This window comes from Ferruginibacter sp., assembly GCF_014377975.1.
GTDB lineage: Bacteria > Bacteroidota > Bacteroidia > Chitinophagales > Chitinophagaceae > Ferruginibacter.
This window is the reverse complement of the sequence record NZ_JACMOO010000055.1, coordinates 1-11,019: the sequence shown is the minus strand read 5'-3', so window position 1 is coordinate 11,019 and position 11,019 is coordinate 1. Positions and strand designations below refer to the sequence as shown.

Sequence of the window (11,019 nt, the reverse complement as noted above, 5' to 3'; positions counted from 1 at the left end):
TCGCCCAGCAGCTATGCAATGGTGAAACAATTTTATGAAGACTACGGTTTATCCGCCATGCCCAATATTAAAATGGGCCAGGATGTAAATTATGCGCTGGGAAGTATTTTTCAATTAAGGAGCTTTCCGTCTATTTTTGTTTATGATCAGCAGGGTAAATTAGCCAAGGCTTTTGTAGGCAATATTGGAATACCCATCATTCTGGAAGCGCTGAAATAATTTATTCCATCATTTTTTACCCAATTGTGTAATGCGTTACCTTTGACACGCAAATTATTTTTCTACTTAAAAAATTATTTATTATGAAAGTTACCGTTGTTGGTGCAGGGGCTGTAGGTGCAACCTGCGCAGATAATATTGCCCGTTTGGCATTGTGTGAAGAACTGGTTTTGCTGGACATTAAAGCAGGTATTGCCGAAGGTAAAGCCATCGACATGATGCAAACTTCTACCTTGCTTGGTTTTGACACCAAAATTACCGGAAGCACCAACGACTACACTAAAACTGCCAACAGCGATATTGCCGTTATCACGTCTGGCCTGCCACGCAAACCCGGCATGACAAGAGAAGAATTGATTGGCATTAATGCTGGTATTGTAAAAGGCGTTGCTGAAAATATTTTAAAATATTCACCCAATGCAATCCTCCTCATCATCAGCAACCCGATGGATACGATGACTTACCTGGCTTTAAAAGCTACCGGCCTGCCAAAAAACAAGATCATTGGTATGGGTGGAACATTGGACAGCGCACGTTTTAAATATTATTTATCTACCGCAATGGGTTGCTCACCCAACGATTTACAAGGGTTTGTTGCAGGCGGACATGGCGATACAACCATGATACCTTTAACAAGGCTGGCGACTTACCAGGGCACACCGGTAAGCAATTATTTAGATGAAGCAACACTTAAAAAAGTAGCTGCTGATACGATGGTTGGCGGCGCAACATTAACCGGCCTGCTGGGTACTTCTGCATGGTATGCACCCGGTGCGGCTTGTGCTGCAATGGTAAAATCAATTGTAAAAGATGAGAAGAAAATATTCACCTGCTGCGTGAGTCTTGATGGTGAATACGGACAAAAAGATATTTGCATTGGCGTGCCGGTTACCCTTGGTAAAACCGGTTGGGAAAAAATTGTTGACTATAAACTAAATGCAGAAGAAACAGCTGCTTTTAATAAAAGCGCCGACGCTGTAAGAAGTATGAACAGCGTATTGAGCACACTTTAATGAAAATACTTACGACACTGGTCTGGAGCGATTTTTACGAATTTTTTCATATCGCCTGTCAGTATTTATTTTTTTTATAACATTACAAACAAAGCCTCCATTTTACCGGAGGCTTTGTTGTTTTATAGTTTGCAAAGCTTTTGTCCAGGCTAAGAAGCAATGTGGATCATCGTTGCATCGCCCTCTTCTACAGCAAAGCTTTACGCAACCCTAACCGCTCCATTTTTTTAAATTTAATTTTATGAAAAGATGACAGCAAGCTTTACTTAACATCCTTTACAAAAAATGTACAAAAATCAATTTCAATCCGTTAAATCCGTGCCGCTATCAATTAACGCCATCCACCATCATTTCTTTATTAATCTTCAACACCAACCCCTGCAATACTTTACCAGGACCAACTTCCGTAAAATGTGTAGCATCATCTGCAATCATAGCCTGTACACTCTGCGTCCATCTCACTGCACCGGTTAATTGCTCCATTAAACACTTTTTAATGTCAGTTGCATCGGTTACCGCTTTTGCAACTATGTTTTGGTAAACCGGGCACGAAGGAATATTAAACGTAGCCGCTTCAATAGCCGCTGCTAATTCTTCCTTGGCGGGCAACATCAACGGCGAATGAAATGCACCACCCACGGGCAATATCAACGCCCTTTTAGCACCAGCAGCTTTCATTCTTTCGCAGGCTATTTCAACGCCTGTTATTGAACCACTGATTACGAGCTGACCCGGACAATTATAATTTGCAGGCACTACAATTTCACCTGTTTCCCTATGTATTAAAGTGCATATTTCTTCTACCTTATCATCTGCCAAAGCCAGCACCGCAGCCATCGTACCTGGTACCAATTCACAAGCTTTCTGCATCGCTTTTGCCCTGATGGAAACCAGTTTAAACGCATCTTCAAAACTCAACACGCCATTGGCAACCAGCGCACAAAATTCGCCCAATGAATGTCCTGCAACCATATCCGGCTTTGCATCTGCCAACGTTTTAAATGCTATTACCGCATGTAAAAAAATTGCCGGTTGTGTTACATTGGTTTGCTTCAGATCTTCATCGGAGCCGGTAAACATTATGTCAGAAATTCGAAAGCCCGCAATTATATTTGCCCGCTCAAATAATTCTTTTGCCATTGGGCTGGTATCATATAAATTTTTCCCCATTCCGCTAAACTGACTTCCCTGGCCGGGAAATACGTATGCATGTGCCATCATTTATTTTTTATTTCAACTGCAAATAAAATAAAAAATCCCTCATAAAGAGGGATTGATATTTTTGCAGCAATATATCTCAGTGCAATTTTGCACTGATTAGTTTTACAAACTCAGTACGGGTTTCATTTTTTTCAAACTCACCCCAAAATGCAGATGTTGTAGTTACTGAATTTTGTTTTTGCACTCCTCTCATCATCATGCACAGATGCGACGCTTCAATTACTACTGCTACTCCCAAAGGATTAAGTGTTTCCTTTATTGCATTTAATATTTGGTGGGTTAGTCTTTCCTGTACCTGTAAACGCCTGCTGTATACATCAACCACCCTGGCTATTTTACTTAAACCGGTAATCCAGCCATTTGGAATATATGCTACATGCGCTTTGCCATAAAAAGGCAGCATATGGTGTTCGCACATACTATACAACTCAATGTCTTTTACAATAATCATTTCACTCACCTCTTCATGAAATTTGGCAGAATTCAATATAGCGTTGGCATCCTGCTGATATCCCTGCGTCAAAAACTGCATGGATTTTGCCACTCTTTCAGGCGTTTTCGCAAGCCCTTCCCTGTTTACATCTTCGCCCAATAAACAAAGCGCATGTTTATAATTTTTTACAAGACTGGCAGTAGTAACTTCATCATACTGCTCTATTTTTCTATATGCCATTGTAATAAATTATGGTAAATTTTATTATTATTAGGTGTAACAATACAAGTCATATTTTGTTGTCTAAGTATCTGTTTTATTTAGAATTACAAACAGAAATTAATCAATTAGCAGGATATTCTACAAAATTCCTTTCTGTTTCATACAGCCTTACTTTCAGCTCAAACGCCGCTTCAATCTTTTCTCTTAAAATATTATATATCACTACTACAATATTTTCTGCTGTAGGATTCAACTGTTTAAATTCCAACGTATCCAGGTTTAAATTTTTATGATCAAACCTTTCCAGTACATTTTCTTTTATAAGGTCGCTAAGCAATTTCATGTCGTACACATAGCCTGTTACAGCATCAGGCACTCCGGTTACTTTTACAATCAATTCATAATTATGCCCATGAAAGTTTGGATTATTGCATTTGCCAAAAACACTGTTGTTCCTTGCTTCATCCCACATGGGATTGTGCAAACGATGGGCAGCATTAAAATGTTCTTTACGGTAAACGGCTACTTTATTGTTCATGGTAATTATACTCGTTTAAATTAATAGTTGATGGAGAATAACACAGTTTTCACCTATTTAACATTATACTGATAAAACAAAGTGTGCTATAGTTTATAATAAAGGAAATTCGATTACTAACATTCTCAGCCGATAAAGTAAAACAACTTATTACACCAATTGTTTGCATAATAAACCATTTAATTTCCGAAATACTCTACAAAAATCCGGGGTGTTTCATATAATTTAAGACAATGCAATTGTACTGCCGGGGGTAAATAAGGTATTAATTGTTCCCATATAGCAATCACTAAATTTTCAATTGAACACAGTTTACCTGCCATAAATTCTACATCAACATTCAAATTTTTATGATCTAATTTTTCTATTATATGCTCATTAACAATAGTGCTGAGTCTTTTTACGTCATATACAAAACCAGTGTCAGGATTAGGGTATCCCTTTATAGTAACATGCAATTCAAAGTTATGCCCATGCCAGTTTTCATTGGCACATTTACCAAACACTTCTTCGTTTTGTTCATGGCTCCATACCGGATTAAATAACCTGTGCGCTGCATTAAAATGTTCTATCCTGGTTATATACACCATCCTCACTTAAAATTTTTGCAAAGGTACTTGCTAAATCCTGAAATATGAAGTGTAAGTACGATTTTTGCCAAATGTATATTTTACTTGTTGCCGCTACAAAATTTGAAATTGAACCCACTTTATTGTTGCTTGAAAAGCCACAAAACAAGTTTAATAATCATAACATAGAAGTTTTAATTACCGGAGTAGGACAGGTTAATACAACTTATTTTTTAACCCAAAATCTGCTAAACAAAAAACCCGGTTTGGTAATACAAGCCGGCATTGCAGGAACATTTAGTAAACAGGTATTATTAGGCCAAACAGTACTCATAAAACAGGATACATTTGGAGATACGGGCATGGAAGAAAAGCAACACTTTACCACTTTATTTGATGCAGGATTTGCGAAAAAAAATGATTACCCTTTTAATGACGGATGGCTCGTTAATGATACGACCAAACTGTTTGACAAGCTGTCATTACATGCTGTGAAAGGTATCACGATAAACAAAATAAGCGACAGTTTGTTTCAGAGGCAACAACTGGTACAGCATTTTAACCCGGCTACTGAAAGCATGGAAGGCGCCGCATTTCATTATGTTTGTTTGCAGCAAAAACTTTGCTTTATACAAATAAGAGGCATCAGTAATACCGTGGGGGAAAGAGATAAAAGCAAATGGGCCATGAAAGATGCTATCCTGAACTTAAATATTGAACTGGAAAAAATACTTATAAACTTACCATGAAATTTACCTTAGGATTTTCGCCCTGCCCCAATGATACTTTTATTTTTGATGCGCTGGTGAACAAAAAAATAGACACCGGAAATATCCAATTTGAAACAGTGCTGGAAGATGTTCAAACCCTTAACCAATGGGCAATGCAGGGTAAACTTACTATATCCAAACTTAGTTATGGTGTATTACCATTGGTATTGGATACCTACGCAGTATTAAATAGCGGCAGTGCTTTAGGCAGAGGCGCAGGGCCATTATTAATTGCTGGCAGCAACCCAGTCACCAATAATATAGAGGAAAATACCATTGCCATACCTGGCGAGCAAACCACTGCACATTTACTTTTTTCGCTGGCCTATCCAAAAGCAAAAAAGAAGATTTTTTTACGGTATGATGCCATTGAGGATTTTGTTAGTAATGGTAATGGCTTGGGTGTAATTATCCATGAAAATCGTTTTACTTATGCAGATAAAGGTCTTAAAAAAATTATTGATTTGGGCAATTTCTGGGAAAAAGAAACCGGCAATCCAATCCCACTGGGAGGCATTGTTATTAACCGTGAAGTTGATATAAATATTCAACGGAAAATAGACGGGCTTATTAAAAAGAGTATCGAATATGCTTTTAGTAATTACCCGCGGTTAAATGATTATATCCGCAACAATGCCCAGGAAATGAGTGAGGAAGTAATACGTAAACATATTGAGCTTTACGTAAATGATTATTCTATAAATTTAGGAGAAGTAGGAAAAGATACAGTAAAAAAATTGCTGCAGGTTTACCAGCAATTACATAACTGCACTATTGATTATGAAAACATTTTTGTGAGTTAACAAAAATAAAGTTGACAAAATTATTTTTGTTTAAGCGCCAGTCCATAGACTTCCAAACAACGTTTTCTTGCAAAATCATGGTCCACAATTGGCTTGGGATAATCAAAACTTTCCAGTTCCGGAACCCAGCGGCGGATATACTTTAATTCTTTATCAAATTTTTCTGTTTGCAAACGGGGATTAAATATTCTAAAATACGGAGCAGCATCGCAACCGCTGCCAGCCGCCCATTGCCAGCCTCCATTATTGGCTGCCAAATCGAAGTCCAGTAATTTTTCCGCAAAATATGCTTCTCCCAGGCGCCAGTCTAATAGCAGGTGTTTGGATAAAAATGAAGCAACAATCATGCGCACCCTGTTGTGCATAAACCCGGTTTCGTTTAATTCCCTCATACCAGCATCAACAATCGGGTAACCGGTTTGTCCCTTGCACCAGCATTCAAATTCACCGGTATCTTTTCTCCAGTTAATGGTATCGTATTGTGGCTTAAAAGCCTTGCCCCTGCCTACTTTGGGAAAATGCCATAAGATCATGTGGTAAAAATCCCTCCATATTAATTCATTCAGATATGTTTCGGAAAGTTGCCTGCTATGAGCAGCAAGTTCCCGGATACTGATGGTGCCAAAACGTAAATGAACACCTAATTTTGAAGTGCCTGCAATTGCAGGAAAATTTCTTTGTTCCGCATATTTTTTTATCAGTTCTTCCTTCAATGATTTGGAAGGAAATGTTTTTCCCGGTGGGGTAAAACCCATAGAAGATAAAGACAGTATTGACTGTGCAGGCTGCGGATAAAAATTGTTGAAATACTTTTTTGTTGGATAAGGCCTTAAATGATCCTCATTTAAAATAGATTTCCATTTACGGCTGTAAGGTGTAAAAACGGTATAAGGTGTTCCATCATCTTTTACTACTTCCGCCTTCTCCAAAATAACCTGGTCTTTGTATGTTTGAAAACTAATACCCTGCTCTTTTAATAATTTGCTAATAGCAATTTCTCTTTCCAATGCATACCATTCATAATCGTGATTGGCAAATACTGTATCAATTTTGTATTTGGTTGCCAATTGTTTAAAAATATCCAGAGGCGTTCCATAATAAACTTCCAGTGAGGATCCTCTAGCGGCCAATACGGCCTGCATTTCTCCAAGTGCTGCATAAATAAACTCTACCCTTCTATCCGCTTTTTCTTCCAGTTTATCCAGTATATTTTTATCGAAAATAAAAATTGGTATAACTGGCTTACTGCTTTTTAAAGCATGGTAAAGTCCTGCATTATCCGTTAGCCTCAGGTCTCTGCGAAACCAAAATACGTTTACACTTTCAATACTACTTTTGTCCATGATCATCCCATTAATTTATGACAAAATAGTTAACAGCGGTATCAATAAATAGTTGAAAAAATAGCAGCATAAATTTTTTGTGTGATTGTATTTGCGTACACGGTATCTTCAATGTGCTGCACCCATCTTATATTGTATATACTGTTGGTTAAAAAAATTTCGTCTGCATTTTGCAAATCTGTTTTGGTAATTTCTTTTTCAATAATCTGCCAACCCCTATCCATTAATTCCTGTATAATTTTCTTACGCATAATTCCTGCAACACAGCCCTCTTTTAAAGACGGTGTAAATATTACATCGTCTTTAATTAAAAATATATTGGCAATGGTTGTATCGCAAATATTACTTTGGGTATTTAAAATAACAGCATCATTCCATTTTTCTTTTTTGGCTTTCAGTGCTCCTAAAATGTAAGGCAGATAATTGTTATGTTTTATATTACTCAGAATATCGCAGCTTTTTTTTGCTTCTTCATAAATACCCAAAACAAGTCCGTTGCTGTTCCATTTACCATTGTTATCTTGTAAAAGCCAGCTTTGAATAATATAATTTGGCAAATAATTTTTGGCATCATACAAACCGCCATCTCCTCTAAATACATTCAACCTTATTCTGGCATTATTTTCCTGATTATTTTTTTTTGCCAACACAATAATTTCTTTCTGTAATTTATCCGGTGTAAAATGTTTTGGCAAGTCGAATTGCAACACACTCATGCCTTTCCATAATCTTGCAAAATGTTCATCCTCCAGCACAAGGTGTCCATTTTTCATTTTGATGGTTTCAAATAAACCATCTCCATAGCGTAATGCACGGCTGTCCGCACCAACCACCAACGTTCCTTCAGCAAAAATTTTTCCGTTGCAATTAAAATAATTCATAAATAATAAAATGAGCAGTAATGTATTTGTTTTATCTTTTTAATTTGAAGGAAAAACTTCAATAAAAATCCCACCAAAGTAAATTTGATGGGACATTTCTTCATTGAGGTTGTAAGAGAAAAAAATTAGTATAAAGATGCGATTTATTCTATTAATTATTTTAAACAATTTTTATTAAAGTTGATCAATGTATCCATTTTAGCGTTCTTCATTTAATATATTGTTCTTTACTGCATACATTATTAATCCGGCTGTACTTTTTGCGCCGGTTTTAACTTTTAATTTATCCCTTATGGCTTCTACAGTGCGGGGACTAAGGTCTACCATATCTGCAATTTCCTTGGTAGTTTTTTCTTCGCACATTAATTTTAAAATCAGCATTTCTTTATCATTTAACTGTGCTTCCTGCTGAACTAATTTTTGTGGCGTTACCTGGTGACGTTGCTTAAGGTTTGTAAGCAATGCTTTGTTGGTAAGTAAATTAAAAAAATAATCCTGCTCAAAACAGGTTTTAATGGCCTCGTAAATAACTTCAATGTCGCTGGTTTTACTTAAATAACTGTTAGCTCCTAATTCCATCAGTTTTGTTATCATGCTATGATCTTCCAGCATCGTAAGCATAATTACCTTAATATCTGGCCAGTTCTTTTTTATTTCCGGCAGCGTAGTTATCCCGTCCATTACGGGCATTTGAATATCCAATAAAATAACATCCGGCTGAATCGTTTTTAACATCGTAAGCAAATGCATACCATTATCGGCTTCCGCAATTACCACAATATCATTTTTTGAACTTAGGGCAGTTTTTACACCGGCGCGGTAAAGTACATGGTCATCTGCAATTAACACTTTTATAGGTTCCAAATTTATTGGGTTTTAGAAATAAACGGGATTTAATAATATTTAGTAAATATCCCTTCGTAACAAAGTGCAATATCCAGCTATTTTTAATACTATTAATAGGATAAGTACGTGTTATTTGAAGTAGGAATTTTACTATGCTTTGATTTAAATTTTTCTAAATTAAAACAATATCTGTCAGGCTCTAAATTTCTTTTAATCTTTTTTCTGAGTATTAATAAAAACTTATACCATTTTATAAAAACGCCAGGGGTAGTTATAAAATTATTCAATGAGCTTGTTTCTCATCCCATACATAATTAAGCCGCCAATAGTTTTTGCATTTACCTTTGTTTTCATATTTTGCCGTATTGTTTCAATTGTTCGGGGACTAAGAAAAATGGTTTTGGATATTTCTTCGGTGGTTTTATCCTCTGCAAGTAATTGTAAAATTTTTATTTCTTTTTCGTTAAAACGTATGGCTGTATTGGCGCTATAATGTTGCCGCACACTTTTTTTCTGCATCAACTTTCCCATCACGGCTTTATTCACAAGATCATTAAAATAAAAATCTTCATTCATGCAAGTGAGTATTGCTTCATATATTTCGTCAGGGTCGGTTGTTTTGGTAAGATAAGCGTTGGCGCCCATTTCCATCATTTTACTAATCATCTGGTGATCATCGTACATGCTTAGTACAATAATTTTTATTCCATCATATTCTTTTCGGATTAGTTCAATACCGTTAATACCATCTATTTCGGGCATCCGGATATCCATCAATAATACCTCGGGCTTTTTAATGGCAATCTTATGCATCATATCCTTTCCATCTTCTGCTTCCCAAAGCATTTTAAGATTGGGCTTGCCGGAAAGCGCCATCTTTATTCCATCTCTAAATATTTTGTGATCGTCAGCAATAGCAATTTTTATTAAATAATCCACAGAGATTGACATAAGACGAAGGAATTAATTGGGTTTATCACTAAATTAAGTGTTTGCACTTACTTTACGATATTGTTTTGAAGAAAATTTCAATTTGATTTTATATAATTTTTATCATGGTGTTAATTTTTTAACAAGCGAATAACGCAATTTATACTCTGATATTGCGTACCTGTACTCAGTAATTATACCAATCCGCATAAAACGATCTATTTTTATTTTTATCAAAATATCTAAATAAATATTTTAAAATCCCCAATTAATTGATGAATTGTTACCCGTTCATTTGACCAGTAACACTTTTTTCATTTTGAGAAAATTGCTTTATCACTAAGCTTTTATCTATTGTTTATAAATCATTTTACAGACTACAGATTTCCTGCCAAAAGCGCCGCCTGATTACAGAATTTTTTACTTTAAAAATATTTAATAATCGCTTTGGTAATTTTACTATGGTATGATTACTTCAAAACTAAATAGTAAATTTACTAATTAACGGGCGTATGTTTACTCAACTTTATACAGGATATTACTAAGTACTTTTCGCTAAGATCCTTAATGGTATTGCATGTTAGTAAAACAAAACGTTTAAATATATATAGTACCCATTGTTCATGATAATAATTTATATGATGTTTACATCTCGGAATCATTCTTAAATCTTTAAACTAATTTATTATGTACGGAGGACTCGTTCACCCACCAAAATCGTTTTAATGATTTAATAAATATTTTTTGAAAAAAGTTATTTACTTTTGAAAAAATAATTTATTATCATAGAAATTTTACGAAATTTTACTTATCTCTCAGAGATTACACCTTTCTTTTTTTGTTTATTATTCTTCCAAAGAATTATTACCAAAGAAATGAAGGTGTTTTTTGTATATACAATTGTTGTTGCACTATTTTTAATTATTTATCTGCCAGCTCTTCATATTCTTACTTCTTATTACTTCTTTATTATCAGGCTTTTTTTGTTGCTTGAATTTATCATACTTTCAATGTTATATATTTCTATTTTCAAAAGTAATAAAAGTAAACAATTTATTGTTTTATCGATATGTTTTTATGTACTTTATTGGATTTACAATTTTTACAATAGTAAGTTTTCGGAATTTGATTTTATACCACTTGTGGTGGAATGCTTATTTTTTACCCTTTTAATCGTTTATTATTTTTATGATTTGATACAACATAATTTTACTATACCGCTTTATCAATT

General features: G+C 35.1%; 12 protein-coding genes. 4 read left to right on the top strand and 8 right to left on the bottom strand.

Annotated features, from left to right (window positions below):
- Positions 1-219, top strand: a 219-nt coding sequence (locus tag H7254_RS03910) for a hypothetical protein (RefSeq protein WP_301931738.1), incomplete at its 5' end; no start/stop codon positions are given.
- Between the two features lie 83 nt (positions 220-302).
- Positions 303-1,232 (top strand): malate dehydrogenase, encoded by a 930-nt coding sequence (locus H7254_RS03905; RefSeq protein WP_301923591.1) that lies wholly within the window; start codon positions 303-305, stop codon positions 1,230-1,232.
- 327 nt (positions 1,233-1,559) lie between these two features.
- Here the strand turns inward: H7254_RS03905 and fabD are convergent, their stop codons facing one another.
- From fabD to H7254_RS03885, 4 genes are all read right to left on the bottom strand, one after another.
- Positions 1,560-2,450, bottom strand: a complete 891-nt coding sequence (gene fabD, locus H7254_RS03900; protein WP_301931737.1) for an ACP S-malonyltransferase — start codon at positions 2,448-2,450, stop codon at positions 1,560-1,562.
- 79 nt (positions 2,451-2,529) lie between these two features.
- Positions 2,530-3,126, bottom strand: coding sequence for a GTP cyclohydrolase I FolE (gene folE / locus H7254_RS03895; protein ID WP_301931736.1), 597 nt, complete (start codon positions 3,124-3,126; stop codon positions 2,530-2,532).
- Between the two features lie 103 nt (positions 3,127-3,229).
- Positions 3,230-3,646: a 6-carboxytetrahydropterin synthase gene (locus H7254_RS03890; RefSeq protein WP_301931735.1), complete on the bottom strand. Its 417-nt coding sequence runs from the start codon at positions 3,644-3,646 to the stop codon at positions 3,230-3,232.
- A 179-nt stretch (positions 3,647-3,825) separates the two neighbouring features.
- Positions 3,826-4,236, bottom strand: coding sequence for a 6-carboxytetrahydropterin synthase (locus H7254_RS03885; protein ID WP_301922004.1), 411 nt, complete (start codon positions 4,234-4,236; stop codon positions 3,826-3,828).
- 44 nt (positions 4,237-4,280) lie between these two features.
- Between H7254_RS03885 and mqnB the strand changes: the two genes are divergently transcribed.
- Together mqnB and H7254_RS03875 are read left to right on the top strand one after the other, a co-directional pair.
- Entirely contained in the window at positions 4,281-4,964 is a 684-nt protein-coding gene (gene mqnB / locus H7254_RS03880) for a futalosine hydrolase (protein WP_301931734.1), read from the top strand.
- Entirely contained in the window at positions 4,961-5,788 is an 828-nt protein-coding gene (locus H7254_RS03875; protein ID WP_301931733.1) for a 1,4-dihydroxy-6-naphthoate synthase, read from the top strand. Before mqnB ends, H7254_RS03875 begins: the two co-directional genes overlap by 4 nt.
- A 20-nt stretch (positions 5,789-5,808) precedes the next feature.
- On the opposite strand, the gene H7254_RS03870 is transcribed toward H7254_RS03875, so the two are convergent.
- The 4 genes from H7254_RS03870 to H7254_RS03855 all read right to left on the bottom strand — a co-directional run bounded on the left by H7254_RS03870 (position 5,809) and on the right by H7254_RS03855 (position 9,809).
- Positions 5,809-7,131 (bottom strand): deoxyribodipyrimidine photo-lyase, encoded by a 1,323-nt coding sequence (locus H7254_RS03870; RefSeq protein ID WP_301931732.1) that lies wholly within the window; start codon positions 7,129-7,131, stop codon positions 5,809-5,811.
- Between the two features lie 41 nt (positions 7,132-7,172).
- Positions 7,173-8,012 carry an aminotransferase class IV gene (locus H7254_RS03865; RefSeq protein WP_301931731.1) on the bottom strand — a complete coding sequence of 280 codons (840 nt, stop codon included), beginning with the start codon at positions 8,010-8,012 and terminating at the stop codon, positions 7,173-7,175.
- Positions 8,013-8,210: 198 nt separating this feature from the next.
- Complete coding sequence (locus H7254_RS03860; protein WP_301931730.1) at positions 8,211-8,876, bottom strand: response regulator transcription factor; 666 nt, start codon at positions 8,874-8,876, stop codon at positions 8,211-8,213.
- 261 nt (positions 8,877-9,137) lie between these two features.
- Complete coding sequence (locus H7254_RS03855) at positions 9,138-9,809, bottom strand: response regulator transcription factor (RefSeq protein ID WP_301921998.1); 672 nt, start codon at positions 9,807-9,809, stop codon at positions 9,138-9,140.
- Positions 9,810-11,019: the final 1,210 nt, after the last annotated feature.

Excerpts from the sequence above, each read along its gene's own strand:
- mqnB (WP_301931734.1), top strand. The coding sequence starts at position 4,281 with ATGAAGTGTAAGTACGATTTTTGCCAAATGTATATTTTACTTGTTGCC.
- H7254_RS03905 (WP_301923591.1), top strand. The coding sequence starts at position 303 with ATGAAAGTTACCGTTGTTGGTGCAGGGGCTGTAGGTGCAACCTGCGCA.
- H7254_RS03870 (WP_301931732.1), bottom strand. The coding sequence starts at position 7,131 with ATGGACAAAAGTAGTATTGAAAGTGTAAACGTATTTTGGTTTCGCAGA.
- folE (WP_301931736.1), bottom strand. The coding sequence starts at position 3,126 with ATGGCATATAGAAAAATAGAGCAGTATGATGAAGTTACTACTGCCAGT.
- H7254_RS03865 (WP_301931731.1), bottom strand. The coding sequence starts at position 8,012 with ATGAATTATTTTAATTGCAACGGAAAAATTTTTGCTGAAGGAACGTTG.
- H7254_RS03875 (WP_301931733.1), top strand. The coding sequence starts at position 4,961 with ATGAAATTTACCTTAGGATTTTCGCCCTGCCCCAATGATACTTTTATT.
- H7254_RS03855 (WP_301921998.1), bottom strand. The coding sequence starts at position 9,809 with ATGTCAATCTCTGTGGATTATTTAATAAAAATTGCTATTGCTGACGAT.
- H7254_RS03890 (WP_301931735.1), bottom strand. The coding sequence starts at position 3,646 with ATGAACAATAAAGTAGCCGTTTACCGTAAAGAACATTTTAATGCTGCC.
- H7254_RS03885 (WP_301922004.1), bottom strand. The coding sequence starts at position 4,236 with ATGGTGTATATAACCAGGATAGAACATTTTAATGCAGCGCACAGGTTA.
- fabD (WP_301931737.1), bottom strand. The coding sequence starts at position 2,450 with ATGGCACATGCATACGTATTTCCCGGCCAGGGAAGTCAGTTTAGCGGA.